The 25,179-nt window shown below is 63.0% G+C and carries 21 protein-coding genes and 5 pseudogenes; 12 read left to right on the top strand and 14 right to left on the bottom strand.

Annotated features, from left to right (window positions below):
* Positions 1–70: 70 nt before the first annotated feature.
* Both ACVDG8_RS02355 and aspS read left to right on the top strand, forming a co-directional pair.
* Positions 71–829 carry a DeoR/GlpR family DNA-binding transcription regulator gene (locus ACVDG8_RS02355; protein ID WP_447253241.1) on the top strand — a complete coding sequence of 253 codons (759 nt, stop codon included), beginning with the start codon at positions 71–73 and terminating at the stop codon, positions 827–829.
* A 117-nt stretch (positions 830–946) separates the two neighbouring features.
* The gene (gene aspS / locus ACVDG8_RS02350) at positions 947–2,737 is read left to right on the top strand and encodes an aspartate--tRNA ligase (protein ID WP_455707883.1); all 1,791 of its coding nucleotides are present in this window, start codon (positions 947–949) and stop codon (positions 2,735–2,737) included.
* A 95-nt stretch (positions 2,738–2,832) separates the two neighbouring features.
* Here aspS and ACVDG8_RS02345 read toward each other — a convergent pair whose 3' ends face one another.
* Positions 2,833–4,023 carry a hypothetical protein gene (locus ACVDG8_RS02345; protein ID WP_447253240.1) on the bottom strand — a complete coding sequence of 397 codons (1,191 nt, stop codon included), beginning with the start codon at positions 4,021–4,023 and terminating at the stop codon, positions 2,833–2,835.
* Positions 4,024–4,437: 414 nt separating this feature from the next.
* Between ACVDG8_RS02345 and parC the strand changes: the two genes are divergently transcribed.
* Together parC and ACVDG8_RS02335 are read left to right on the top strand one after the other, a co-directional pair.
* A complete protein-coding gene (parC, locus tag ACVDG8_RS02340; protein ID WP_447253238.1) occupies positions 4,438–6,693 on the top strand; it encodes a DNA topoisomerase IV subunit A in 2,256 nt (751 codons plus the stop codon).
* Positions 6,694–6,932: 239 nt separating this feature from the next.
* Complete coding sequence (locus ACVDG8_RS02335; protein WP_455707512.1) at positions 6,933–8,195, top strand: AI-2E family transporter; 1,263 nt, start codon at positions 6,933–6,935, stop codon at positions 8,193–8,195.
* Here the strand turns inward: ACVDG8_RS02335 and ACVDG8_RS02330 are convergent.
* The 4 genes from ACVDG8_RS02330 to ACVDG8_RS02315 all read right to left on the bottom strand — a co-directional run bounded on the left by ACVDG8_RS02330 (position 8,122) and on the right by ACVDG8_RS02315 (position 11,438).
* Positions 8,122–9,018, bottom strand: a complete 897-nt coding sequence (locus ACVDG8_RS02330) for a DMT family transporter (RefSeq protein ID WP_447253236.1) — start codon at positions 9,016–9,018, stop codon at positions 8,122–8,124. The genes ACVDG8_RS02335 and ACVDG8_RS02330 overlap by 74 nt on opposite strands.
* 221 nt (positions 9,019–9,239) lie before the next feature.
* Positions 9,240–10,004, bottom strand: a complete 765-nt coding sequence (locus ACVDG8_RS02325; protein WP_371012273.1) for an arginyltransferase — start codon at positions 10,002–10,004, stop codon at positions 9,240–9,242.
* Between the two features lie 250 nt (positions 10,005–10,254).
* Positions 10,255–10,725, bottom strand: a complete 471-nt coding sequence (locus tag ACVDG8_RS02320; RefSeq protein WP_447253234.1) for an RDD family protein — start codon at positions 10,723–10,725, stop codon at positions 10,255–10,257.
* Between the two features lie 104 nt (positions 10,726–10,829).
* The gene (locus ACVDG8_RS02315; protein WP_447253233.1) at positions 10,830–11,438 is read right to left on the bottom strand and encodes a methyltransferase family protein; all 609 of its coding nucleotides are present in this window, start codon (positions 11,436–11,438) and stop codon (positions 10,830–10,832) included.
* Between the two features lie 257 nt (positions 11,439–11,695).
* Here ACVDG8_RS02315 and sthA point away from each other — a divergent pair, with 257 nt between their 5' ends.
* Positions 11,696–13,084, top strand: a complete 1,389-nt coding sequence (gene sthA / locus ACVDG8_RS02310; RefSeq protein WP_447253232.1) for a Si-specific NAD(P)(+) transhydrogenase — start codon at positions 11,696–11,698, stop codon at positions 13,082–13,084.
* Positions 13,085–13,090: 6 nt separating this feature from the next.
* Here the strand turns inward: sthA and ACVDG8_RS02305 are convergent, their stop codons facing one another.
* Positions 13,091–13,363: a DUF4242 domain-containing protein gene (locus ACVDG8_RS02305; protein ID WP_447253231.1), complete on the bottom strand. Its 273-nt coding sequence runs from the start codon at positions 13,361–13,363 to the stop codon at positions 13,091–13,093.
* A 100-nt stretch (positions 13,364–13,463) separates the two neighbouring features.
* Between ACVDG8_RS02305 and ACVDG8_RS02300 the strand changes: the two genes are divergently transcribed.
* The 3 genes and pseudogenes from ACVDG8_RS02300 to ACVDG8_RS02290 form a co-directional block, all read left to right on the top strand.
* On the top strand, positions 13,464–13,907 hold the full coding sequence (locus ACVDG8_RS02300; RefSeq protein WP_455707511.1) for a cupin domain-containing protein: 444 nt from the start codon (positions 13,464–13,466) through the stop codon (positions 13,905–13,907).
* On the top strand, positions 13,904–14,152 hold the full coding sequence (locus ACVDG8_RS02295; protein ID WP_455707882.1) for a cupin domain-containing protein: 249 nt from the start codon (positions 13,904–13,906) through the stop codon (positions 14,150–14,152). Before ACVDG8_RS02300 ends, ACVDG8_RS02295 begins: the two co-directional genes overlap by 4 nt.
* A pseudogene (locus ACVDG8_RS02290) lies at positions 14,149–14,403 on the top strand (helix-turn-helix transcriptional regulator); the annotation flags it as partial. The gene ACVDG8_RS02295 and the pseudogene ACVDG8_RS02290, both read left to right, overlap by 4 nt.
* Before the next feature lie 88 nt (positions 14,404–14,491).
* On the opposite strand, the pseudogene ACVDG8_RS02285 reads toward ACVDG8_RS02290, so the two are convergent.
* The 5 genes and pseudogenes from ACVDG8_RS02285 to ACVDG8_RS02265 all read right to left on the bottom strand — a co-directional run bounded on the left by ACVDG8_RS02285 (position 14,492) and on the right by ACVDG8_RS02265 (position 19,711).
* Positions 14,492–15,597 (bottom strand): annotated as a pseudogene (locus tag ACVDG8_RS02285) (hypothetical protein).
* Entirely contained in the window at positions 15,597–16,214 is a 618-nt protein-coding gene (locus ACVDG8_RS02280) for a 5-bromo-4-chloroindolyl phosphate hydrolysis family protein (protein ID WP_447253228.1), read from the bottom strand. The pseudogene ACVDG8_RS02285 and the gene ACVDG8_RS02280 overlap by 1 nt, the downstream one beginning before the upstream one ends.
* Before the next feature lie 7 nt (positions 16,215–16,221).
* Positions 16,222–17,792 (bottom strand): annotated as a pseudogene (locus ACVDG8_RS02275) (substrate-binding domain-containing protein).
* Positions 17,793–17,802: 10 nt separating this feature from the next.
* Positions 17,803–18,882, bottom strand: coding sequence for a toxic anion resistance protein (locus ACVDG8_RS02270; protein WP_447253226.1), 1,080 nt, complete (start codon positions 18,880–18,882; stop codon positions 17,803–17,805).
* A 169-nt stretch (positions 18,883–19,051) separates the two neighbouring features.
* Complete coding sequence (locus ACVDG8_RS02265) at positions 19,052–19,711, bottom strand: alpha/beta hydrolase (RefSeq protein WP_447253225.1); 660 nt, start codon at positions 19,709–19,711, stop codon at positions 19,052–19,054.
* A 202-nt stretch (positions 19,712–19,913) separates the two neighbouring features.
* Between ACVDG8_RS02265 and ACVDG8_RS02260 the strand changes: the two genes are divergently transcribed.
* Positions 19,914–21,107: an OpgC family protein gene (locus ACVDG8_RS02260; RefSeq protein ID WP_447253224.1), complete on the top strand. Its 1,194-nt coding sequence runs from the start codon at positions 19,914–19,916 to the stop codon at positions 21,105–21,107.
* Positions 21,108–21,113: 6 nt separating this feature from the next.
* On the opposite strand, the pseudogene ACVDG8_RS02255 reads toward ACVDG8_RS02260, so the two are convergent.
* Positions 21,114–22,192 (bottom strand): annotated as a pseudogene (locus ACVDG8_RS02255) (LacI family DNA-binding transcriptional regulator).
* A gap of 175 nt (positions 22,193–22,367) precedes the next feature.
* Here ACVDG8_RS02255 and ACVDG8_RS02250 point away from each other — a divergent pair.
* Together ACVDG8_RS02250 and ACVDG8_RS02245 are read left to right on the top strand one after the other, a co-directional pair.
* Positions 22,368–22,511: a hypothetical protein gene (locus ACVDG8_RS02250; protein WP_447253222.1), complete on the top strand. Its 144-nt coding sequence runs from the start codon at positions 22,368–22,370 to the stop codon at positions 22,509–22,511.
* A gap of 59 nt (positions 22,512–22,570) precedes the next feature.
* Positions 22,571–22,702: a hypothetical protein gene (locus ACVDG8_RS02245; protein WP_447253221.1), complete on the top strand. Its 132-nt coding sequence runs from the start codon at positions 22,571–22,573 to the stop codon at positions 22,700–22,702.
* A gap of 11 nt (positions 22,703–22,713) precedes the next feature.
* On the opposite strand, the gene ACVDG8_RS02240 is transcribed toward ACVDG8_RS02245, so the two are convergent.
* Positions 22,714–23,088, bottom strand: a complete 375-nt coding sequence (locus tag ACVDG8_RS02240) for a DUF423 domain-containing protein (protein WP_447253220.1) — start codon at positions 23,086–23,088, stop codon at positions 22,714–22,716.
* A 37-nt stretch (positions 23,089–23,125) separates the two neighbouring features.
* Positions 23,126–24,372, bottom strand: a pseudogene (locus ACVDG8_RS02235) (MFS transporter).
* A gap of 116 nt (positions 24,373–24,488) precedes the next feature.
* Here ACVDG8_RS02235 and ACVDG8_RS02230 point away from each other — a divergent pair.
* A complete protein-coding gene (locus ACVDG8_RS02230) occupies positions 24,489–25,154 on the top strand; it encodes a GntR family transcriptional regulator (protein ID WP_447257207.1) in 666 nt (221 codons plus the stop codon).
* The last annotated feature ends 25 nt before the right edge of the window (positions 25,155–25,179 follow it).

The following is a 25,179-nucleotide window of genomic DNA, read 5'->3' as shown; positions in this document are numbered from 1 at the left end:
GTTAACGATTCTGTTTCTTGCATAAACGTGCAAAACATGCAAGAACATGCGAAAAGAAATGGGATCGTGCATGCTTACCGAGGAACGGCAACAACTCATTCGCGACCAACTGGCAGCGGACGGAAGGGTACTGGCAGGCGATCTGGCCAGCCGCTTCGGCGTCTCCGAAGACACGGTGCGCCGCGACCTGCGTGAGCTGGCCAAGGCCGGACAACTGCGCCGCGTCTACGGCGGTGCGATCGCCTCGGCGCCTTTTGCCGCTGCGACGATCGATCAGCGCAGCGGACATGCGGTCGAGGAGAAGTTGCGTCTGGCAAAGGCGTCGGTGGGGCTGCTCAAAGCAGGTCAGTCGCTGTTCATCGATGGCGGCACGACCAACGAGGCGATCGCCCGCGCGATCCCGCGCGATATCGAGCTGACGGTGGCCACCAACTCGCTGGGTGTCGCGTCGGCTGTAGCCGGCCTGCCTCTGGCCAAGCTGATCGTGCTCGGCGGCCGCTATATCCCTGATCTCGGCACTTGCGTCGGCGGCGATACGCTGGCCGCGGTGGCGCAGCTTGGCGCCGACCTGTTCTTTCTCGGCTCCTGCGGCCTGGATATCGCGCGCGGCGTCACCGCCTTCGATTCGGCCGAGGCCGAGGTGAAGCGCGCCATGGCCAAGAACAGCGCCGGCATCGTCATCACCGTCACCAACGACAAGCTCGCCACGGCGGCGCCGTACCGGATCGCCGGTTCCGACGCGATCCGGTATCTGGTGGTGGAAAAGACCGCGCCCGCCGCCATCCTCGCCGATTTCGAACGCCAGGGCGCCGAAATACGCTTCGCCTGATTGCGGACACGACGGTCCGACCTGTCCGCTTGCCTTGACAAAGCCAGTCTCTCATGCGCTTTTCGCGCCAATTTTCGACCGGGCTTGGCCCGCAATTTCCGGACTTCCATCATGACAATGCATCGTTACCGCAGCCATACCTGTGCCCAGTTGCGCAAGAGCGACGTCGGCAATTCCGTTCGCCTGTCGGGCTGGGTGCATCGCGTGCGCGACCATGGCGGGCTGCTCTTCATCGACCTGCGCGACAATTATGGCTTGACGCAGATCGTCGCCGATCCGGATTTGCCCGCCTTCAAGGTTGCCGAGACCGTACGTGGCGAGTGGGTGATCCGTGTCGACGGCGAGGTCAAGGCGCGCTTGCCGGAGACCACGAACGCCAACCTGCCGACCGGTGAGATTGAGATATTCGCCCGCGAGATCGAAGTGCTGTCGGCGGCCAAGGAACTGCCGCTCCCCGTTTTCGGCGAGCCGGATTATCCCGAAGACATCCGGCTGAAGTACCGTTTCCTCGACCTGCGCCGCGAGACGCTGCACAAGAACATCATCGCCCGGACAAAAATCATCGCCGAGATGCGCAAGCGCATGACCGATGTCGGCTTCACCGAATTCTCGACGCCGATCCTGACGGCCTCGTCGCCGGAGGGCGCGCGCGACTTCCTGGTGCCATCGCGCATCCATCCCGGCACTTTCTACGCGCTGCCGCAGGCGCCGCAGCAATACAAGCAACTGATCATGGTGTCGGGTTTCGACCGTTATTTCCAGATCGCGCCTTGCTTCCGCGACGAGGATCCGCGCGCCGACCGTCTGCCCGGCGAATTCTACCAGCTCGACCTCGAAATGAGCTTCGTCGAGCAGGATGACGTGCTGTCGACCATGGAACCGGTGATGCGCGGCGTCTTCGAGACCTTCGCCAACGGCAAGCCGGTGACGCAGAAATTCCAGCGCATTCCCTATGATGTCGCCATGCGCAAATACGGCTCCGATAAACCGGACCTGCGCAACCCGATCGAGATGCAGGCCGTCTCCGATCATTTTCGCGATTCCGGCTTCAAGGTGTTCGCCAACATCCTCGCCAACGATTCCAAGGCTGAGGTATGGGGCATCCCGGCCAAGACCGGCGGCAGCCGCGCCTTCTGCGACCGCATGAATTCCTGGGCACAAGGCGAGGGCCAACCGGGGCTGGGCTATATCTTCTGGCGCAAGGAGGGCGACAAGCTCGAAGGCGCCGGCCCGCTCGCCAAGAACATCGGCGAGGAGCGCACCGAGGCGATCCGCCAGCAGCTCGGCCTTGCCGATGGCGACGCCGCCTTCTTTGTCGCCGGTGATCCGAAGAAATTCGTCTCTTTTGCTGGTGCCGCGCGCACGCGTGCCGGCGAGGAACTGAACCTCGTCGACCGCGACCGCTTCGAGCTTTGCTGGATCGTTGACTTCCCGTTCTTCGAATGGAACGAGGAGGAGAAGAAGATCGACTTCGCCCACAACCCGTTCTCGATGCCGCAAGGCGGCATCGATGCGCTGAATGGCGAGGACCTGCTCGGCATCAAGGCGTTCCAGTACGACATGGTCTGCAACGGTTTCGAGATCGCCTCGGGCGGCATCCGCAACCATCTGCCGGAAACCATGGTCAAGGCGTTCGAGACCGTCGGGCTGGACCGTGCGACTGTCGAGGAGCGTTTCGGTGGCCTCTACCGCGCCTTCCAGTATGGCGCGCCGCCGCATGGCGGCATGGCAGCCGGCGTCGACCGCGTCGTCATGCTTCTGGTCGGCGCCAGGAACCTGCGCGAGATCACCATGTTCCCGATGAACCAGCAGGCCTACGACCTGCTGATGAACGCGCCCTCGGAAGCGACGCCGCAGCAGTTGCGGGAGCTGTCGCTGCGTGTCGCGGTCGCCAAGAAGGAAGGCTAGGAACTAGCCACCCTATTCTTTTCGCTTGAAGAATCGACCTCAATAGAAAAGCCCGGCATCGCTGCCGGGCTTTTCGTTTGGAACTGGCTGTTTGCTCAGTCTTGGTTCGCCTTGACCTTGACGCCGAGCGTCTTGGGCAGGTCGAGCGGGTTGGACATGGCGCCGGCCATGATCAGCGCGAACGGCACCGCCGCCGCCGGCTCGGCCGAGATCTCGAGGCTCTTCGGGTCGTCGAGGAAGGTGTTGACGGCCGTCGATACCTCAGCCGTCAGTTCCGGATTGTTGAGCTGCGCCATGCCGAACGGCACGATCGCCTTTGCCTGGTTGGCGACATCCTTGCCCGACATGCCCTGCTGCTTGCCGACATAGTCCAGCACCTTGCCGGTCAGCGAATCGTCATCGTAGCGGATCGAGGCGCTGTTGAAGGACAGCTGCTGCAGCAGGCCGAGCATTGCCATGCCCTGCGCTGACTTGTCGGCGCCTTCCGGCTGCGAGGCCAACTGCTTCTGCATGGCCTGCATCGACTTGATGAAGTCGACGGTATAGCCGCCGAGGTTGAAGGTCATGCCGAGCGTGCCGGCATTCTCGACCGAGATGTCATACTTCGACAGCTCCATCTTACCGTCGCTCGGCTGCCAGCTGCCGGCCATGTCGAGTTTGCCCGTGATGCTCTGATAGCCGAGCGCCTCGATCGCTTCCTTCGACTTGGGGTCGTCGACCAGCGACAGATCGCCAGTGAACTTCTCGGTGGTGGCAGTGAAGTCCATCGCCTTGCCGTCGGCCGGCGGGGTGATCTGGACGTCGAGCCCGTCCATCGAGAAGGCGGTCTTGTCGCCGACCTTGACGGTCATGTTGGAAAGCTCGGCCGACTTATACATCATCAGCGATCCCAGCGGATCGGTACTGCCCTCGGCCGGAACCTTCATGTCGTGGATGACGAAGGGGGTGAGGTCCAGGGTCACGCCGTCCTTGCTGTGCTCGAAAGCCGAGGTCGAGACGGTCGCGATCTCAAAGCCGCCATCGGCCTCGGTGACGCCTTCCAGCTTCACGTCGCCGATCGTCAGCGCTTCCTTTTCCGAGGCCGGCTTGATGGCCACGCCCTGCAGCGTCACGTTGGAATCGTCGCCCGACACGCCGGTCCAGGAAATGTCGACGCCCTGGGCGGCAAGCGAAGCCTTGACGCGCTCGGCCACCGCCGGATCGGCGGCGAAGGCGGCATTGAGCGGCAGCGTCAGCAGAAAGGTCGAAAGAGCCAGTTTCTTGAAAGTCGAGCGTTGGATCGTCATGGGAGTTTCCCTGTTCTGATTGCTATGAAAATTGTTTTGAAACCTGCTCCATCACCATTCCGTGACGAACGGGACGGGAAAAAGGCATTGCCGGCCCCATTTGTCGAAAACGGCGACGAAAAGCAAACCCTGGTCGGCAGGCATTGCCCGATGCGGTGAATTTGTCATGAAAACCGCAGCTTTCCTCCGCCAGCGCGTTGCATGCCAGATAGAGGCCGCATGTAACAGATTGATGTTGGCCGGCGCTGCCCCGTCGCCGATCCTTGTTGCACATCGCCGGCAAACTGGAGTGTTCGCCTTGTCGCTTCCGTGAAATGCTTCACATCGTCCATTTGGTGCGCATTCGCGCGCTCTTGGCCGTGGATTTCCAAGCCGGCGCTTGCCGCGAATCATCCGCTCGGCTAGTCCAGCCCGATGGGAAAGAGGCTTGTGCCGCCGAAGGACAATGGCGGCGGTGATCACATCGAACCGGTCGACCTCAAAGAGGCGCTCGAGAAGCGTTATCTCGCTTACGCGCTGTCGACCATCATGCACCGGGCACTGCCTGATGTGCGCGACGGGCTGAAACCGGTCCATCGCCGCATCATGCACGCCATGCGGCTGCTCAGGCTCAACCCCGACCAGGGCTTTGCCAAATGCGCCCGCATCGTCGGCGACGTGATGGGCAAATTCCACCCGCATGGCGACCAGTCTATCTATGACGCGCTGGTGCGCCTCGCGCAGGAATTCTCCATGCGCTATCCGCTGGTCGACGGGCAGGGCAATTTCGGCAATATCGATGGCGATAACGCCGCCGCCATGCGCTACACCGAAGCGCGCATGACCGAGGTGGCGAGCGAGTTGCTGGCCGGCATCACCGAGGACGCCGTCGACTTTCGGCCGACCTACAATGAAGAGGACGAGGAGCCGTCCGTTCTCCCCGGCGCGTTCCCCAATCTGCTCGCCAACGGCTCGTCGGGCATCGCCGTCGGCATGGCCACGTCCATTCCGCCGCACAACGCGGCCGAGCTTTGCGACGCGGCACTGCATCTGATCGAACAGCCGGACGCGCCGGTGGCGAAGCTGATGGAATTCGTCCAAGGGCCGGATTTCCCGACCGGCGGCATCATCGTCGACAGCCGCGCCTCGATCCTGGAAGCCTATGAGACCGGCCGCGGTGGTTTTCGCGTGCGCGCCAAATGGGGCCAGGAAGACCAGGGCAGGGGCACCTGGAGCATCGTCGTCACCGAAATCCCTTATGGCATCCAGAAGGCCCGGCTGATCGAGAAGATCGCCGAGCTGCTGATCGCGCGCAAACTGCCGCTGCTCGAGGACGTCCGCGACGAGAGCGCCGAGGACATCCGCATCGTGCTGGTGCCGAAGAGCCGCGCCGTCGATCCGGGCATCCTGATGGAATCGCTGTTCAAGCTGACCGAGCTCGAAAGCCGCTTCCCGCTCAACATGAATGTCTTGTCGCGCGGCAAGGTGCCGAACGTCCTGTCGCTGAAGGGCGTGCTGAAGGAGTGGCTCGATCATCGCCGCGACGTGCTGATCCGCCGTTCGAAGTACCGGCTGGGCGAGATCGATAAGCGGCTGGAAATCCTCGCCGGTTATCTGATCGCCTACCTCAACATCGACGAGGTCATCAGGATCATCCGCGAGGAGGATGAGCCCAAGCAGGTGATGATGGCCCGCTGGTCGCTCACCGACAATCAGGCCGAAGCCATCCTCAACATGCGGCTGCGCGCTTTGCGCAAGCTCGAAGAATTCGAGATCCGCAAGGAATTCGATGGCCTGACCGCCGAGAAGAAGCAGATCGAGGCGCTGTTGGCATCGGACGCCAAGCAATGGTCGACGATCAAGTGGGAAGTCACCCAGGTCCGCGACAAGTTCGGTCCCGAGACCGGGCTCGGCAAGCGCCGCACCCAGTTCGCCGACGCGCCCGAGCATGATCTCACCGACATTGCGCATGCCATGATCGAGCGTGAGCCGGTCACCGTCGTGGTGTCGGAAAAGGGCTGGCTGCGCGCCATGAAGGGTCACCTGACCGACTATGCGCAGCTTACCTTCAAGGAAGGCGACAGCCTGAAGCTCGCCTTCCATGCCCAGACCACGGACAAGATCCTGGTCTTCACCACCGGCGGCAAGTTCTACACCATCGGCGCCGACCGGCTGCCCGGCGGCCGCGGTCATGGCGAGCCGATCCGTATCATCGTCGACATGGAAAACGACCAGGATATCGTCACCGCCTTCGTCCATGACCCGAAGCGCAAGCTGTTGCTCGTCTCCTATGATGCCAACGGCTTCGTCGTTTCGGAAGAAGAGGTCGTCGCCAACACCCGCAAGGGCAAGCAGGTGATGAACGTCAAGGCGCCGGACGAGGCCAAGCGCTGCCTTCCGGTCGAAGGCGACCACCTCGCCATCGTCGGCGAGAACCGCAAGATGCTGGTTTTTCCGCTCGCCGAAATCCCCGAAATGGCACGAGGCAAGGGCGTGCGTCTGCAGAAATACAAGGACGGCGGCGTCCTGGACCTGAAGACCTTCGCGATTGCAGCGGGTCTGTCCTGGCAGGACTCGGCCGACCGCACCTTCACCCGTTCGCGCGAGGAACTTGCCGAATGGATCGGAGCCCGCGCCGCCGCAGGCCGCATGGTGCCGAAGGGTTTTCCGAGGACGGGCAAGTTCGGTTAGCGCTTCTTCCTTCTCCCCTTGTGGGAGAAGGTGTCGCCGCAGGCGACGGATGAGGGTGTTCCAGGGAACGCCAACGTCTCACTCCACTGGAACACCCCTCATCCGTCTCGGCGCTTCGCGCCGATCCACCTTCTCCCACAAGGGGAGAAGGAAAGGGCCCAAGACATTTGGACTATCGTCACGATTGCTGCACTATGATCGTGCATAAGCATCCTTTGAAGCATGGGAGAAACGCCGTATTGAAGCGGGCTGAAATCCAGAAGCCGGGGCAGCAGCGCCTGTTCGGTCTTTCGACGCCGCTCAGGTCCGCCGTCATTCCGCCGCTGTCGGCGGCGCGTTGGCTGCTGGTGCTGATCGTCGCCGCCGGCGTCTATTTCTTTCACGGCTTCCTGTTCCCGGTGTTGGCCGCTCTTGTCATCGCCTTCGCCAGCTGGCCGCTTTATCGCCGGCTGCTTGTTGCCGTCGGCGGCAACCGCACCATTGGCGCGACTTTGGCCATCCTCTTCATCCTCGCCTTCCTAGTCGTGCCTATCGCGCTCGCCGGCACCTATGCCATCAACGAGCTGCGCGAATGGGTGACCTGGGCGATCGAGACCAACCGCCATGGCGCGGTGACGCCGCAATGGATCGCCACCATGCCGGTCATCGGCGATTGGCTGAACGACCAGTGGACGACCAATCTCGGCCACCCGGGCGGCATCGGCGAGCTGATCCAGCTGGTCAGCGGCTCAAACATCGGAAATATCTATCGCGGCGCCTTGGCCGCCGGCGGCAGCGCCTTTGGTCTGGTTTTGACGCTGCTGTTCATGCTGATCGCGCTGTTCTTCGCCTATCGCGACGGCGAGGCCTTCGCCGCGCAGATCGATCGCCTTGGCGAACGCATCCTGCCGACGCGCTGGGAGCGGATCTCGCGCGTCGTGCCGGCGACGATTTCGTCCACGGTGACCGGCATGACCATCATCGCCATCGGCGAGGGGCTGGTGCTGGGCGTCGCTTACTGGATCGCCGGCGTGCCGTCGCCAGTGACGCTCGGCGCGCTCACCGGCATCATGGCGCTGATCCCGGGCGGCGCGCCGCTCTCCTTCACGCTGGTCTCGATCTATCTAGCCGCCAGCGGCAAGATGGTTGCCGGGGTAGCGTTATTCGTCTGGGGTGCGGTCGAACTCTTCATCGTCGACAAGACGCTGCGGCCGAAGCTGGTCGGCGGTCCGATCAAGCTGCCGTTCCTGCCGACCTTTTTCGGCTTGATCGGTGGCGTCAAGACGATGGGCTTCCTTGGCCTGTTCATCGGCCCGGTGCTGATGGCGCTGTTGGTGGCGATCTGGCGCGAATGGCTGCGTGAGGTCGATATCATGGACGAGCTTCCGCCTGTCGCCGAGGATGACAGCGGGCCGCCGCGGATCGAAGCGGCGGCCGAGCCCAGGAAGATCAAGCCGGGTGATGCACTGCGATATCCGCTCGGCGCTTGCGGCCCTCAAGCAATTGCCAGAGCGAGTGCGTGACCAGCGTCACGATCAGGATCGTGCCGCCGATCAGGCTGTTGCGCGTCGGAGCTTCGGCAAAGATCAGCCAGACCCAGACCGGCGCCAGCACCGTTTCCAGCAGATAGAACATCGCCACTTCAGGGCCCGAAATGTATTTCGGTCCATTGGCGAGGCAGAAAAACGAGATCGGCATGATCACGGCGCCGTTGAAGATGATCCACCATGGCGCGTTGACGTGAAAACCTTCGCCGGAGACCATGAAGGCGGCCACAGTCAGCGGCAGCACGACACCGACCAGCGCGGTGAAGCCCATATCCTTGCCGCTGGCGCGCGAAATGGTGATGGCCAAAGCCACGAAGAAGGCCGAGCACAGCGCCATGAAATCACCGAACAGATGGCCGGTGCCGACCGAGCCGCCGACGATGATCAGCACGCCAAGGATCATCACCAGCATGGCGGCGATCGTGACCAGTCCGGGCCGCTCGCGCAGGAACAGCCAGGACAGCACCGCCGCAAACACCGTGTTGAAGGCCAGAATGAAGACCAGATCCGCGGTCGAGGTGTGAAAGACCGCAGTGACGAACGTCACCCCGGTCAGGCCGTAGCATGCCGCCACGGCCAGCCCCGACCATCCCGGGATCAGTTGCGGCGCGTTCCTGCTCAGCCTGCGCCAGACCGCCCAGATCAGCAGGGCGGCGACAAAGGTCGTGCCGGTGCGCAGCAGCATGATGGTCCATGGGCTGCCGTCGGCCAGCCGGATCAGAGGAATGTCGACGGTCAGCGTCAGTCCGCCGAGCGCGGTGAGCAGGAGCCCCTTGGTATGAGTGTCATGGGAAGACATAGTCCGCTTTCGCAATGATGAGGCCGGTGGCCGGTTCGCGCGATCACGCATTCTCTCGCGGCTAGAGCATGATCCCGAAAAGTGGGAACCGGTTTTCGGAAAAGATCATGCTCCAACAAGATCCGGATCAGGATGCCAGTTCAACCAAATGTCATCCTGATCCAGGCCCGAGGACCAGCATCCTCTCTCTGAAATAGTTTAATGGTGGAGCTTGAAAAAAATCAGCGACTGACCGCTTCATGGTCGTAGCGTTCCCAGCCCTTCGGGCCGAGATGCTCCTGCGGCATGAAGCGCATCTTATAGCTCATCTTGCGCGAGCCATTGACCCAGTAGCCGAGATAGACGTGGGGCAGTCCCATCGCCTTGGCGCGGGCAATGTGGTCGAGGATCATGAAGGTGCCGAGCGAGCGGTCCTCGAAGTCGGGATTGAAGTAGGAATAGACCATCGACAGGCCGTCGGCCATCTTGTCGGTCAGCGCCACCGCGATCAGCTCGCCCTGGCCCTTGCCGGTAATGAACGTGTCGGGGCCACGGCGCCGGTATTCGATGATCTTGGTGTCGACATGCGTGTCCTCGACCATCATCGCGTAGTCGAGCACAGTCATGTCCGACATGCCGCCGCGACGGTGGCGGGCATCGAGGTAAGCACGAAACAGCGAATATTGTTCGGTCGAGGGCTGCGCGTCATGCATGGCGCCGACGAGATCGGCATTGTGCTGGGAGACGCGGCGCATGTTGCGGCTGGGCTCGAATTCCTGGGCTAGGATACGCACCGACACACAGGCGCGGCAGGATTCGCAGGCGGGTCGGTAAGCGATGTTTTGCGAGCGCCGGAAGCCGCCTTGCGTCAACAGGTCGTTCATCTCCGGCGCCTTGTCGCCGACCAGGTGCGTGAACACCTTGCGCTCGAACTGGCCCTCCAGGTAGGGGCAGGGCGACGGCGCGGTCAGGAAGAACTGCGGCGACTGGGTCGGATGCTGCGTCATCTAATCTTGGAAAGGCTCCTGCGAATCGCCCTACCTTTGGCCCGGTCGGCGAAAAATTCAACAGGATTGTGTCGCCCTAGAGCAATTCCAGGAAAAGTGTGAAGCGGTTTTCCGTCCGGAATTGCGTCGAAACAAATAGACAGAGCGGGTCGCCGTTTCCGCGAAACGGTGAACCGCTCTGACCGGCGCGAGGCAATCATATTTACGCGCGACCGGTGGGACGTATCGGCGACGGCGGTCGCGGACATGGTCAGATATCGGTACGTGTGACGACCGTTCCCAAGAGCAGGTCGTGCAGCGTGCGCTTGCGGTCCGAGAACAAAGTGACCAGCAGCACCAGCGGCGTCAGGATGACGTTGCCGGCCCAGAACAGGACCGAGTGCACCACCGCCGTCATGCCGTCGATACGGCTGCCGTCGAGCTTTTCCAGCCGGATACCCATGATCCTCATGCCGGTCGTCGCCTGGTCTCTGCTGCCCAGCGTGTTCCAGATATAAAGGATCGCCACCATCGGCACGAGCACGGAGAACAATGCCCAGCCGAGACCGAGGGTCAAAAGCCCGAGAATGGCGACCAGTATGGCAAACGGGATTGTGAGCAGCGCGACGAAAAAATAGTCGAGCAGAAAGGCGAAGATGCGCCTTGTGCGCACACCGCGATAAGCGCGGGTGTCCTCGAACCTGGTGGCGATGATCTCGCCGTCCAAAACGCGTGCGTTCATATCCGTTCCTTCATTGGCATCCAAGGGCGATGCCGGCTGCCTTTTCAAATGGTGAGGGCAGCCTGGATTTCAAGGAACGTGCGCGCCGGCAGACCCGGCGCGGGTCAGAAGATGCCGGGGATCAGCCGGTAGCGAACCCGCCCGAGATAGTCGCGATACTCCGGCGTCAGCGCCAGGATGCGCTCTTCGCGCAGGATGCGGTGGACCTGGAACAGGGTGATGAACGCATAGACGGTGAAGTTGTAGATCGAGAAGCTCGACAGCAGGAACAGGATGTGTCCCATCAGGTAGCCGGCATAGATCGGGTGGCGCACATACTGATAGGCGCCGCCGGTGACGACGCCGCGATTGGCCGGCAGGATGGCGAAGGAGCGGCCGAGCGACATCTTTCCCCAGATTACCACCCACAGCGCCAGGAACTGCAGCGGCGCCGCAATGTACAGCGGGACGATGGCGAGACCTGGCTCCAGCGAGATCAGGCCGGAGCCGAAGCCTGCGGTCAGCGAGATGAAGACGGTGAAAGGGCTCCAGTCGCGCACCAGCGGCCGCCGCGCGAACAGCAGCCAGACGAAGGTGAGCGTCTCGGAAATCAGCAGCATCAGGACGTTGAGCCGGCCGTTGTCGATGACCAGATTGTGCACGCCGCGATAGACGAAGATGGCCGCGACGGCGAGCGCAATGAAACGGAACAGGCCTTCGCGCAGGTCGGTCACAACCGTACTAGTCTGAAGACCGGACCAAAAACCAGTCTCTGCGCCAGGCAGCGCGTCACTTTTGGAAATGGTCAACTCGAATTACCCCGGTGGTTCCCCTCGTCAGGACCATTGCATGCAAGCATTGCCGTCCGGTTAAGGTTTTGCGTGTTTTTGGTTGCATCGCGCGGATTCGCCCCGCTGCAAGCGAATGGAGCGGTTGAACATGACATTCTTCCCGGTCTAGCTTGCTGCGGCGCACAAAGGGGATCGGGGACATGGATTACGATATGCTCGTCATCGGCAGCGGGCCTTCCGGCCGTCGCGCGGCCGTGCAATCGGCGAAGCTCGGCAAGTCGGTGCTGGTGGTCGACAGAGGCAGGCGTCTGGGCGGCGTTTCGGTGCACACCGGCACCATCCCCTCGAAGACGTTGCGCGAAACGGTGCTCAATCTGTCAGGCTGGCGGGAACGCGGCTTCTACGGGCGCGGTTACCGGGTCAAGCAGGACATTTCGATTTCCGATCTGGTCGATCGCCTGCACAAGACACTCGATCATGAAGTCGAGGTGCTGCAGCATCAGTTCATGCGCAACACAGTGAGGAGCGCGCGCGCCGCGGTGAAATTCCTTGGGCCGAACAAGGCCAGCCTGACCGCCGACAATGGCGACTATAGCGAGATAGGTTTCGGCAATGCGCTTATCGCGGTCGGCACGAGACCGCATCGCCCGGCCAATGTGCCCTTCGACAAGAAGCGCATCTTCGACAGTGACGAGATGCTGGAGCTCGATCACCTGCCGCGCACGCTGACGGTGATCGGCGCCGGCGTCATCGGCGTCGAATACGCCACCATCTTTTCGGCCCTTGATGTGCCGGTGACGCTGGTCGAGCCGCGCAACACCATCCTCGATTTCATCGATCGCGAGATCGTCGACGACTTCATCCATCAGATGCGCGATCGCGGCATGACCATCCGCCTCGACAGCACCGTCAAGGAGATCGCCTCGAAACCCGACCATGCCGAGGTGACGCTGGCCGACGGCCGCACCATCCGCTCCGAGATGGTGCTCTATGCCGCCGGGCGCACCGGCAATGTCGCCAGTCTCGACCTCGAGGCGATCGGCATCGAAGCCGACGCCAGAGGCCGCATCAAGGTCAACCCGCACACATTCCAGACCAGCGTGCCCACCATCTATGCGGCCGGCGACGTCATCGGCTTCCCGAGCCTGGCCTCGACCTCGATGGAGCAGGGCCGGGTCGCCGCCTGCCATGCCTTCGGCGTCAACCTGCCGCCGCCGCCCGAGAGCTTTCCTTATGGCATCTATGCCGTGCCCGAGATTTCGACGGTCGGCCAATCGGAAGAGCAGGTGCGCGAAAGCGGCGCCGCTTATGAAATCGGCCTGGCGCGTTTCCGCGAAACCTCGCGCGGCCACATCATGGGCGTCTCGAGCGGCTTCCTGAAGCTGCTGTTCTCGGTCGAGACGCGCCGCCTGCTCGGCGCCCATATCGTCGGCGAGGGCGCCACCGAACTCATCCATATCGGCCAGGCGGTGATCAATCTCGGCGGCACGGTCGACTTCTTCGTCAACAACACCTTCAACTATCCGACGCTGGCCGAAGCCTACAAGATCGCTGGGCTCGATGCCTGGAACCGGATGGGGCAGAGGTAAGTTGATCTATTCGGCGGTTGCCGGCTCGATCACACTGCGCACCTGCGAAATCCGGTTGGCTGGGAACCCCGACATTTCCGCGTGCCGGCGCACCATCCCCTCGTCCGCCGCGTAATAGACGCAATAGATCTTGTCGTCGGTTACGTAGCTTTGGATCCACTGTATCCTTGGACCGAGCGCGTCTAGCACCTCGCATGACTTTTGCGATGCTCCGCGCAGATCAGAGGCCGAAAGCTTGCCGACCGCTGGCATGTCGCGTTCGATGACAAATTTGGGCATGAGTTCCTCCTTGCCAGGTCCTGATTGACCTGGTCGTCAGTCGGCGCGATGCTCGATCGTGCTTCGACGGGGAGACTGCGCGCAAGCGCGGTAGCGCGCCATGATCGGAATACCGGAGACACTGATCGAACAACCGGCAGATGGTCAGCTTGAAGGCAGGAAGGACCTCATTTTTGATGTTCTGTCTCAGGTCAAGCTGTCCGGGTCCGTCTTTCTGTTGGGAGAATATCGCGCGCCCTGGGCACTGGATTCGCCCGAAGCGGCCGACATGGCGAAGTTGTTGGCCACCGGCCCGAAACGCCTAATACTGTTTCACATCGTGCAGGAAGGGAGTTTCCGGATCAGTGCACGGGGCGTGCAGGTTGAAGGCCACGCGGGAGACCTGATCGTGCTGCCGCACGGTGATCGGCATCTGATGGGCAATCCTGCACTGAGTGACGCCACCCCGGCATCTGAAGTCGTTCCGCCACCGCCGTGGCGGAACTTGCCGGTCGTTCGTATTGACGGTGGAGGGAGACCACGCGGCTTGTCTGCGGCTACCTGACCTGTGAGCAACTTCTCTTCAATATCTTCCTGCAGCGCCTGCCGCCCGTCTTCCGAGTCCGCCCGCGACCCGGCGCGCCGACCGAATGGATGCAGGCCTGCTTCAGCTACGCGCTGGATGAAAGCGTCAACGCCGATCAGAGTAACAGACTGCTGATGGCGCGCCTGCCGGAACTCCTCTTTATCGAAGCGCTGCGCCTTTATTCGAGCAGAAGTCCTCGGACACAGGATGGCTGGCGGCGGTGAGCGATCCGGTCCTTGGTAGGGCGCTCAGCCTTATCCATGCCGAACCTGCAAGGAAGTGGACCAATGAAGAACTGGCACGACGCGCGGCCACGTCCCGTTCGGTGCTCGATGAGCGCTTCAGGGCGCTGCTCGGCCAATCGCCGATGCGCTACCTGACGGAATGGCGCATGCAACTGGCCGCCGATCTGCTTCGCGACCGCAAAATGAAGTTGCTCGCCGTCGCCGAGCGCTGCGGCTATGGATCGGAAGAAGCCTTCAGCCGGGCCTTCCACCGCTGTCTTGGCGTCTCTCCGGCGCAATGGCGCGAGCAGGGTTGGCTTCGTAGATCGTCGCGGAGGCTCAGACTTCCAGTTGCGACAGCAGCGACAGCATCACGTCGGCCGAAGGCATCGGCAGCACCGCTTCGATCTCGGCTGGCCGCACGCCGGCGATGGCGTCGGCGTCACCCGCCACGGTGCCGAGCGGTCCGCGAAAGCCATGCTTCGACCAGGCGAGTTGCTGCAGCTTCGGACTGGTCAGTGCTTCGAGCAACTGGTCGACCGCCGGGTCGATGACGATCAGCGGATGCGCCGAATAGACGGTCGGGCGCGGATAGAGGATTTCCGGTTTGGCGCCGGCGCCGGCCTGCACGCGCTGCCAGCGTTCCGGGTCGGCAAGCGCCCATTCGACGAGCTGGTTCTCATAGCCGATAACCATCGGCTCGGCGCCAAGGCCGCCGGCGATATACTGGTCGAACAGTTTGCCGGATGAGGACGATTTCAGCCCCATGGAGCGGAAGATCGCCTTTGCCTGTTCGCCATGCTGTGCCAGCAGTTCCGGCGTCGCCACGTCGCCACTCATCAGGCTGAGAACGAGGCCGGCGAACATGAAACCGGAATTGGAGCGATTAGGATCGGTGGAGACGATGCGGGCGCGCCCGTAAAGTTCAGAAATGCCGAGATCCGACCAGTTCTTGCCGGCGAGAATGGCGTCGAGCAGCGCCTTGAGGTCGAGCTGGTTGTAGCCGCCCTTGCGGCGACGGTCACCAGCCCGCTCTTCTTCAGCCCTTCGACCACCGGCCCCCAGGTGTAGACGACGATCGGCGAGTTGAGCACCACCTGGTCGTTGCGGATAGAGACCCCGCTCTTGCGGGCGAGGTCGACCATGATCGAGGAGGATGGCCACAGGAATTGCGGCTTCTGCGTGAGCAGCGCCGGCTCGCGCACCATCTCCACCGAGCCGGCGACGCGTGCGTCGAGCTCCAGGCCGTAGCCGCCGAGCGCGCTGACGACATCCGAATCGGCAAGGAAGGCTTGTTTCTCGCCGCCGATGAAGCCGAACAGATGCGCCCGGTTGCCGAGATAGCCGCGGAATTCCGGCCGGTCCTTCAGCGTCAGATAGCCACCCGTGCCGGCCGCGGCGGCGGCGAGCAGTCCCAGTCCGAAAGCGCGGCGTGAAAGGGCCATCAGCGACCGATATCCTCTTTCAGCGACTCCTGAATGAGTCGCAGGTCAACGTCGAGCGTGCCGAGTTCGGAGTCGGCCAGGCTGTCGGCATAGTGCACGAAAGCGTCCTGCAGCTTGGTGATCACCGCGCCGACATTGGCGAGCCGCTGCTGGCTCGGCGCGCGGCGGTCGGCGAGCGTGGCATAGCCTTCCGCGACCTCCGCCGCCTGCGGCACATAGTAGGTGAGAAAGCGCCGCACGGATGGGGCGGTGGAAGGCTTGGCCTCGACCTTGGAGATGACGTCGGCGGCGATGTCGGAGAGGTTCTTCACCTTGGCCTTCATGTCCTTGTCGGCGATCGAGCCGGCCGCGGCCGCCAGCCGGTCGGCGGCTGGTTGCGCCTGCGCCAGCAGCTCGCGAGCGAACGCCACCTGGCTGCCGCCGATCGAACGAAGGTCGAGCCCTTCGAACAGCTGACGCGGCGCCAGCACGAAAATCAGGCCGGCAAAGACCAGCACCGAGATGATAGCCGAGATCAGGAAGGGGAAATGCGTCAGCGCGCTGAGGCCGATCAGCAGCGCGGCCGACACCAGGCCCGCCACGATCCAGTTTCCGTCATTGCCGAACAAGCCGCGCATCGTTGGCCTAGTTATAGCCGCGCGCGGCGCGGAACGCACCGGCAAGATCACCGCCGCCATCGAAGACGCGCGCCGAGGTCGCTTTGGCCAGACTGTCGAGCTGGCTCTTGTCGGCATCGCCGAAAGTGATGCCGAACACCGGCACGCGCACCGCCGCCTGACGCCACTCCGCCAGGAACGGTTCGGCGCTGCCGTCGGTGCGGCCGTCGGTCATGATGATGATCGCCGGCAGGTATTTCGACAGGTCGGGCGTAGCGAGGATCTTGTGCAGCGCCTGCGAGGCGCAGGCATACATGTCGGTGCCGCCGCCGGCGCGCTGCTGGGCCACCTCGCTGAGCAATTGGCCCTGACCGGCAGCGTCGCCGGTAGCGTCGAAAATGTCGCGCACCGTGCTGTCGAAAGGCAGCACGAAGATGTGGTCGGACGGCGTCCATTGCACCAGCACCGCGCTCGCCTTTTCCGGCGTGAACAGGAATTGCGCGGCGGCCTGCAGCTGCTTTTCGCCCTTGTCCTCCATGGAGCCGGAAAAGTCGAAGCAGAGCGCCGTAAGCGACGGCTTGCGCAAGGCCTCTTGATAGAGATTGAGCGCTGTGCGGATCACCGCCGGCTCGGGCATGCGGATCGAGGTCACCAGCTTGCCCGGATCGAAATTCCAGTCGGGCTCGGCCGTCGCTTGAACGGCCGCGCTGCCAAGCGGCAACCGGCGGCCGGTGTCGGCGATGCGTTTGCGCACTGCATCGGACTGCAGATAGACGAGCAGACCGGCGAAGAATTTTTCGACATCGGCGCCCCGACCGTGGTCGATGAAGCCGAGCGGGAATCGCCGACCGCGATCCCGTCCGCCGGGTAGATCGCATAGAGCGGTTCCTTGCCCATCTGCTTCAGCTTGTCGTTGGTTTCCTTCAGCGTCGCCTCGTAGTTCCACATCGCGTCGTAGACGGTGCCCTTGCTCGCGGAATCGACATAGAGGTCGGCCAGCCAGCCTGAGGATCCCGAGGAACGCTCGACGCCTTGCAAGAGCGCGCTGACCGTGTCGTGCACGGCGGGATTGTCGAGATCGCCCGGCTCGATCACCTGCTTGCCGCCAAGCGCGCTGGAGAGCATGGCGAGATAGGCGCTGGCGCCGGAATTGGACTGCGTGGCCGAGGTCATCAGGAATTTGAGCTTGCCGTCCTTCACCGCGGCAAGGATGTCCTTCATGAACACGTCCTTGCCGATCCAGCCGAGTTCGGCCGCCTTGGACTTGCGCACGCCGAGGATGACCGGCATCTGCGCGATCGAGGTGAGGTTGCGCACCTTGCGACCGGAATCGAAAAGATCAACCCAGACGCTGGAAGCCGGCCACACCGCGTCCTGGTCGAGTCCCTCGGACTTCTGCAGGCCGAGGCCGATATCGAGCGAACCCTGATAGGTGATGGTGCAGGTTGCGCCTTGCTTGGCGCAGAACTCCTGCACGATCGGCTCCAGCACCGTGTTTTCGGAACCGGAGACGATCGAGAATTTGACGTTGCTTGAATTGCAGGCGGCCAGCAGCAGCGCCACCGCCAGCATGACAACGGACGAAAGCTTCATTTGCATCGAAGCTTCCTCAGCCCTGGGTGAGCGCTTTCTTGAGGTCGGCGGTCATCTGGTCCATCTGCTTTTCAGCATCGGCCCGCTTCTGCCGGCCTTGCTCCTGCACCTTGAGCACGCCTTGCACGGTGTCGATCAGGTCGCGATTGGCCTGCGCCAGCGTCTCGACGTCGACGATGCCGCGTTGCGCCTGCTCCTCGATCGAAATGGCCTGATCCTTCATCATCTTCGACGTCTGGCGGATCATTTCATTGGTGGCGTCGGTCACCGTCTTTTGCAGTTCGAGCGCCGACTTCTGGTTGGTGAGGCCGAGCAGGATGACCATCTTCTGCTTCCAGGCCGGCACCGTCAGCGCCGAGGTCGCCTGGAGGTTCTCGATCAGCGTTTCGTCGCCGGACTGCACGATGCGGATCTGCGGCAATTGCTGGATGCCGAGCTGGCGCGCCTGCACCAGATAGAAGATGCGCTTTTCCAACCGGTCGAGCGCCTGCACGGCGTCCTGGTAGGTTTGCGCCTCCAGCGTGCCGGCGGAATCGGCGGCCTTGGCGTCGGCCGCGGCCTTCAGCTTCGGCAGTTGATTGGTGCGGTAGTCGTCGACGAATTTCTTGCCGGCCTGGACATAGGCGTCGAGGTTGAGGATGGACTCCTTGGTCTGCTCGTGCAGGTCGTCGAGGACGGCGATGTCGCGGCGCAGCGTGTCCTTGTGGCGGTCGAGCTCGAGGCCGATGCGGTCGATCTGGCCCGCGACGTCCTCGTATTTCTCCTTGAAGCGCTCAAGCCGCGCCTTGAACGAGGAGAATAGGTTGCTCAAGAACCCTTCGTCTTTCAACGAGGCCGGATCGAGGTTCTTGGCCTTCATGATGATGTCGGTGAGCAGCGTGCCCGTATCGCCGAGGTCGCGGTTGCGGATCTGCGACAGGATCTTGTCGGCATAGTCGCTGACCGACTGCTGGGCACGGTCGCCGAAGACCGAAATCGCCGCGCGATCGCGGATATCGATGCCGCCCTCTATCCTGGCGACGTCGCCCGGACTGGCGGCAATGACTGGTAGTTTGGAAGTGTCGTCGAGCAGAGTGATGCTGTTCTCGTCGGCCATGCAGACCTCCCCCTCAGTGAACAGTATCTCGATAGACCGTCTGTAACAGACATATGTCGCCGCTGTGGACAATGGAAGGGTTGGGCGGATTTGGCAGTGAATTTGCTTACTTTTCGATGATTCTGCCCGTGGCAGGAACGCAAGCCGTTCCCTGATGCGCGCCTTTCGGTCAGGAGACGGGCACAGGCCCAGCGCACCATTGCCGCGCGATCGCGGCATCCATGTCGCCGAACTCATGCCCCGAGGCGACGATACGCGCGTCGATCTCGGCGCCGCGCTGGCTGAACAGCGTCACCAAAGCGGGCGCGTAGAGGCCATAGGTCTGGTCTCCGGCGCCGGCGATGATCAGAACACGCGTCCCGTCGAGAGCCACCGCAGGCGGATCGTCGAGCACCGGCATCGCCCGCAGCAAGGCCGCCCGCCTCACAAGCCCGGGATGAAGCAGCATCAGACTGGAGACCACATTGGCGCCATTCGAGTAGCCGAGGAATGTCGCACGCTTCAGGTCGAGCCCGTGGCGCTCCGTTGCTTCGATTACGAACTTTGCATAGGCGGCGATCTCGTTGCGGATGCTCGCCTGCTCGAAACTTGTCGGCGTGATGCGCTCGAACCAGCGGAAGCCGTCATCCTGAGGGATGCGGCCACGCGCCGCAATCAGCGTCGCGTCAGGCGCGATCCTGCTTGCCAGCGGGATGAGCGTCGTTTCGTCCACACCCGATCCGTGCAGCACAAAAAGGCATTCGCCGCTTGCCTTTGCCGGCTTCACCAGGCGGTAGCGAAAGCCAAGACCGCCGCGCAGGACACTGTTTTCGTCTGTATATTCGGACACGCTCACATCCATTTGATTCTATGAGAGATTCGTTGATTTGCCGGCTTCAAAACGGAATATTTTCCGCTCCGCGAAAGTTGATTGAACCAAGCTTATTTCAGACCGTTTCTGCGCCGATATGCTCCCGTCGGGAGGAATCGAAGCGGTGCGCCCCGGGGGTCGCATTGCTGGATACGAACACCAGCTCTGAGGCCTTTTGTCGATGACCACCCCTGTTTCCAACGATCGCGATAAGCGTATCGCCCGCGATACGCGTATCGATGTGCTGCGAGCACTCGCGCTCCTTACCATTTTCGTCGATCATGTTCCCGGCACGATCTTTGAAAGCGTGACCTACAAGAATTTCGGCTTCTCCGACGCCGCGGAGGCCTTCGTGCTGATCTCGGGTATTTCGGTCGCGCTGGCCTATGGCGGCAAGTTCAAGCCAGGCGGCCGACTGCTTTCGACCCTGAAGATGTGGCGGCGGGCCGGCGTCCTTTACGTCACCCATATCGTCATCACCATGGTGGTGATCGCGCTGTTCTGTGCCGCGGCGGTGTTGGCGCGCAGGCCGGAAATGCTGACGATGATCAACATCGAGCCGCTGATGAAAAACACGCCGCAAGTGCTGCTCGGCATCGTCACGCTCGGCCACCAGCTCGGCTACAACAACATCCTGCCGGTCTACGCGGCGCTGCTCCTGGCGGCGCCGGCATTCATCCTGTTGATCAGCTACAGGCCGGTGTTGGCGCTGACGCTGTCGGGTTTGCTGTGGCTGGTCGCCGGCATCTGGCAGATCGCGCCGCCGAATTATCCGGAGCCGGGCCTGTGGTTCCTCAACCCGTTGTCGTGGCAATTTCTGTTCAACATCGGTATTGCCGCCATGCTGCATGTCAAGCGCGGCGGCGGTATCCCGGTCAACCGCTGGCTGCTCGGCGCCGCCGGCATCTATGTGGTCGGCGCGGCGATCTGGGTGCACAGCCCGCTTTGGGGGCAGATCACTTGGTTCAACCTGCCGGTGGTGATCGGCGGCTTCGACAAGACCTTCCTGTCGCTGCCGAGGTTGGTGCACATCCTGGCGGTAAGCTACCTGATCGTTGCGTTGCCGGCAGTGTCGAAAATGTTCCGCGCCCGGCCCGACAATCCGCTGGCGATCCTCGGCAAGCGCTCGCTGCCGGTGTTCATCGCCGGCACGTTGCTCGCCATGGCCGCGCAGGTGCTGAAACTGATCAACCCCGGTGGGGTCGCCTACGACACGCTGCTGATCTCGGCCGGCATCGCCATGCAGTTCGCGCTTGCGCTCTGTCTCGAATGGCTTGCTGGTCTCAGCCCAACCCGGACCAAGCCGGTCCGCGAGGAACCCGCGCGCGCCGCGTTCGGCGCGCTGCCGGCGCCGGCTAGGGTGGGAGGCTACTGATACGACTCAGTCTTTTAAGGCAGGGCCGGTCGAGGCCCTGACGACAAGCTCAACGCCCATCGTCTCACGCCGCACCGCGCCGTCATGGTCAAGGATCATGCGGGCGGCCCGGCGGCCGATCTCGGTGATCGGCTGCGCGATCGTGGTCAGCGGCGGCGTGCACAGCGCGCCGTCCGGCACGCCGTCGAAACCGACGATGGAGACATCGCCCGGGACGTTGATGCCGCGCGCCTTCAGCCAGTTGACCGCGATCAGCGCCATCCTGTCGGACATCGCCAGGATGGCGGTCGGCGGCTCGCCGGCCGCGAAGATCGCCTCGAGACCGGCTTTCGTGCTCGTCTCCTCGTTCTCGGTCTCGTAGACCGGGATCCTCGCCGTATCGATGCCGAAGCGGGAAAGCTCCTCGAAATAGCCGGCAAGGCGGTCGCGCGTTCCCGTATAGAGCGCGCTGCGTACGATTTCGGGCGTGGCAAAGCCGGTGCGGCCGTCGGCAAAGGCCAGCGACAGCACGGCAAAGCGGCGATGGCCAAGCTCGGCCAGATGGCGCGCCGCAAGCCGCGCGCCGGCGACATTGTCGACGCCGATCGCCGAGACCGTCTCATCCTCGAAGCCGAGTTCCAGCGCCACGAAAGGCAATTTGCGCTCGCGGGTCAGGTCGACGAGGCGCGAGCCGCCTTCGATGCAGAACAGCACGAAACCGTCGACAAGCGCGCTCTGGATGTTCCAGGCGAGCTTCTCCTGGTTGGCGGCCGAGACCAGCGCAATGCCGGCGCCCGTGGCGTCGCAGGCTTCCGAAATGCCGGCCATCATGACGCGGGCGAAGGGATCGTCGAAGAAATAGGAGAGGGTTCGGTGGTTGCGACGCCGATGGCATTGACCTTGCCGGCGCGCAGCAGGCGGCCTTTCGGATCCGGCCCGGCATAGCCCATCTTCTCGGCAACCGCCTTGACCCGTTCGCGCACTTCGGCGCGCACGATCTCGGGACGGCTGAAGACATTCGAGGCTGTGCCATGCGAGACGCCCGCAGCCTTGGCGATATCCGCCAGCCGGATAGGCCTAGCGTGGCCTTCGATTAGTGACGCCATGTCTTTCCTCCGAATCCGGTCACGTCATGAACATGACCCTGGAATTGTCACCGGTCATCTAACATTTTTCTTGGATCGATTCAAATTTGCACTTGACTTCGAGATCTCTGGGTTTATGATTTGAATCGATCCAAACTCCGCCCGCGACAAGGGTGGATCAAAGAAGGAGGGTGCCATGCATCCGGTCAGCTACCTGTTCGAAGACATCTACCGCAACGATTGGGGCATCGCCTCGATTGCCATGAGCGAAAGACGCCGCGGCCGGGCGAGCCCGTGGAGGCGCGAGCCACGCCTCATCGCGGAGCGCAAGCGGGCCTAGACGGCCGCTCTCTTTTGCGTCGACAGATTGGATCGATTCAACATCTCAAGGAGGCCGCCATGCATCCGATTGGGCACCTGTTTCAGGATATCTATCGCAATTATTGGGGTATCACGCCGCCAACCGAACGGCCGGAACGCCGCCGGGCGGTGGAGACGGAGACGCGCAAGTCGCGCGTGAGCCGCAAGTAGTCTAGCACGGTCTAAGGGCGAGGGCGCCAAAGCGCCGAGACGGCGATCGCCAGCCAGCCGCCGATCAGCAGCGTGCCGCCGATTGGCGCCGACATCGGAAACAGCCGCGAGCCCAGAAAGTCGCGGGCAAGCAGGTCACCGGCGAACAGAAGCAGGCCGGCAAGCAGGACGAGACTGGCTATCCTGAGGCCGCGATTGCCGCCGGCGAGGCCGATGGCGAGAAAGACCGGTGCGTGCATCAGAAGGAAATTGGCCGCCGTGCCGGTGAAGGCGCCACCGCGATGCGCGGCCGCAGCTGACAGCGCTACACCCGCCGCGCCGACCAGACCACCGGCCAGCACAAGCAGGCGGCTGCCTCCATTTGCGGTCTTCTCTGAAAGGCTCATGGCGTGCTCCGTCGCGGCTGGCGGGGAAGGCGAGCCGTCAGGATTCGCCGGCTTCCAGCAGCATATGCCGCGCCCGCCGCGACTGGACAATCCAATTGTAGACCGCGCCAGCCGCCATCAGCACCGATGTGCCGAGAAACACCGCTCGCATGCCGAAGTGACCGCCGACGAAGCCGCCGGACAGCGGCCCCGCGACCTGGCCGACATATTGCGCCGAGATCGCCAGTCCGAGCACATTGCCGCCGACGCCATCGGGGATGTTGTGGCGGATGACGCTGGTGATGCAGGGCAACAGACCGCCTAGCGCCAGGCCCATCAGGAAGCGCAGCCCGATCAACTGCCAGCTATCGGTGACGAATGCTTGCGGAATGAGCAGCAAGGCCGATACGGCGAGCGCGCCGACCACGACGTTCCAGTGGCCGACGCGGTCGGCGAGCTTGCCCAGCCAGGACGATGACAGGATCGTGCCGAGCGCGGCCGCCGACATCACGACGCCGGCGACCATCGTCACCTTGCTCTGGTCTTCGATGAGCTGCTGCACATAGACCGTGATGATCGGCTCGATCGACATGTTGGCAAAGGCGAGCAGCATGCCGGTGGCCAGCATCGCCACGATCGGCCGTTTGTCCGGGATCTGTGACCAGCCGCTCTTCGGCTTCGTGGCCGAGACCGGCTTGGGCGCCGGCGGATTTTCCTTGATCAGGAAGGTCGTGGCTAAGAAGGCGAGGAAGATCACGCCGCCCGACAACAGGAAGGTCGCGCGGATGCCGATCAATGGCGGCAGCAGGCCGCCGAGCAGCGGCCCGACCAGCGAACCGGCCGTGATGCCGGCAGCCAATACGCCGAGCGCCCAGCCGGAGCGCTCCTTTGGCGTCTGCATCGCCACCAGGATGGTCGACCCCGACGAATAGCCGCCGGCAAAGCCGATCAGCAGACGCAGCAACACCAGTTGCAAAACGCTCTGCACCATGCCGGTCAGCGACATGCAGATCGCCATGCCGAAAGAGGCGCGCACCAGCATCACCTTGCGACCATAGCGGTCACCGAGCCGTCCCCATAAAGGGCGACCAGCGCCGCCGCAAAGAAGGTCGCGCCATAGGCGATGCCGGACCACTGCACGATCGCCGCATGGCCTTCGGCGCCGAGCTGCTCGACGTAAAGCGGCAGGAACGGCAACAGCAGCGTCATGGCTATAAGCGTGCTGAACGAGCCGGCGAAGCAGACGGCAAGGTTGCGCCGCCAATGGATGTTGTAGCCGCTCTGTTCGGAAGCTTTCTCAGTCATGTCACGCCTGCCGGATATCCGGGTTGTTGTGGATACCAATTTGGTATACCAAGTCGGTATCCGTCATGAGCCTCAAGCTGGCCGCTGTCAATGCGGCTTTGGAAAGCGGGACGACAATGTCGCAGATGCAAAGTGTCGAAAGGCAGCTTCGCGAAATGATCCTCGGGCTGGAAATCGGCCCGGGCGAGCGGCTGACCGAACGCTGGATCGAAAGCCAATTCGGCGCCTCGCGCACGCCGGTTCGGGCCGCCCTGATGCGTCTGGAGACCGAAGGGCTGGTCGGCCGCGACGGCCGCGGCTGGACGGTGGCGCCGATCAATCTCTCCGAGCTCGGACAGATCGCCGTCTATCGCGAGGCCGTCGAGGTTGCTGCGGTCCGGCTGACGGCGGCGCTCGAGGATCGCGGCGGCGTCGACGTGATTGCTGCCATGCTGGACTCCTGCGATGCCGGGACGCCTCGCGAGGAATGGCACCGCGTCGGCATGGATTTCCACATCGAGCTGGCCAGGCTTTCCGGCAATGACTTCCTGTTGCGCGCCGTGCGCGACGCGATGACCAGACTGTCGCGCGCCCGCTGGCTGGAGGTGCGTGACGAAGCCGCACTCAGCCGCGCCTGGGCGCAACACCATGCCATCCTCGCCGCCGTCAGGGCAGGCGATGCCGATGCGGCGGCAAATCTGCTGTCGGCGCATATTTCCGGCAGTCGCGACCGCCTCGTCACCTCGTTGCACGATGATCGCCGGAGCTTGCGCGCCAGGGGTTTTGCCGTGGTTGCGGCCTGAGGATGAGACCATTGCCGCGAGGTTG

It is taken from the genome of Mesorhizobium sp. ORM8.1 (genome assembly GCF_053005525.2).
Note: the sequence above shows the minus strand (reverse complement) of the source record. Positions and strands in the feature narration are given on the sequence as shown.

Excerpts from the sequence above, each read along its gene's own strand:
- sthA (WP_447253232.1), top strand. The coding sequence starts at position 11,696 with ATGGATTACGATATGCTCGTCATCGGCAGCGGGCCTTCCGGCCGTCGC.
- ACVDG8_RS02250 (WP_447253222.1), top strand. The coding sequence starts at position 22,368 with ATGCATCCGGTCAGCTACCTGTTCGAAGACATCTACCGCAACGATTGG.
- ACVDG8_RS02345 (WP_447253240.1), bottom strand. The coding sequence starts at position 4,023 with ATGACGATCCAACGCTCGACTTTCAAGAAACTGGCTCTTTCGACCTTT.
- ACVDG8_RS02330 (WP_447253236.1), bottom strand. The coding sequence starts at position 9,018 with ATGTCTTCCCATGACACTCATACCAAGGGGCTCCTGCTCACCGCGCTC.
- ACVDG8_RS02300 (WP_455707511.1), top strand. The coding sequence starts at position 13,464 with ATGATCGGAATACCGGAGACACTGATCGAACAACCGGCAGATGGTCAG.
- ACVDG8_RS02245 (WP_447253221.1), top strand. The coding sequence starts at position 22,571 with ATGCATCCGATTGGGCACCTGTTTCAGGATATCTATCGCAATTATTGG.
- ACVDG8_RS02305 (WP_447253231.1), bottom strand. The coding sequence starts at position 13,363 with ATGCCCAAATTTGTCATCGAACGCGACATGCCAGCGGTCGGCAAGCTT.
- ACVDG8_RS02260 (WP_447253224.1), top strand. The coding sequence starts at position 19,914 with ATGACCACCCCTGTTTCCAACGATCGCGATAAGCGTATCGCCCGCGAT.
- parC (WP_447253238.1), top strand. The coding sequence starts at position 4,438 with ATGGGAAAGAGGCTTGTGCCGCCGAAGGACAATGGCGGCGGTGATCAC.
- ACVDG8_RS02280 (WP_447253228.1), bottom strand. The coding sequence starts at position 16,214 with ATGCGCGGCTTGTTCGGCAATGACGGAAACTGGATCGTGGCGGGCCTG.
- ACVDG8_RS02320 (WP_447253234.1), bottom strand. The coding sequence starts at position 10,725 with ATGAACGCACGCGTTTTGGACGGCGAGATCATCGCCACCAGGTTCGAG.
- ACVDG8_RS02230 (WP_447257207.1), top strand. The coding sequence starts at position 24,489 with ATGTCGCAGATGCAAAGTGTCGAAAGGCAGCTTCGCGAAATGATCCTC.
- ACVDG8_RS02355 (WP_447253241.1), top strand. The coding sequence starts at position 71 with ATGCTTACCGAGGAACGGCAACAACTCATTCGCGACCAACTGGCAGCG.
- ACVDG8_RS02240 (WP_447253220.1), bottom strand. The coding sequence starts at position 23,088 with ATGAGCCTTTCAGAGAAGACCGCAAATGGAGGCAGCCGCCTGCTTGTG.
- ACVDG8_RS02325 (WP_371012273.1), bottom strand. The coding sequence starts at position 10,004 with ATGACGCAGCATCCGACCCAGTCGCCGCAGTTCTTCCTGACCGCGCCG.
- aspS (WP_455707883.1), top strand. The coding sequence starts at position 947 with ATGCATCGTTACCGCAGCCATACCTGTGCCCAGTTGCGCAAGAGCGAC.
- ACVDG8_RS02270 (WP_447253226.1), bottom strand. The coding sequence starts at position 18,882 with ATGGCCGACGAGAACAGCATCACTCTGCTCGACGACACTTCCAAACTA.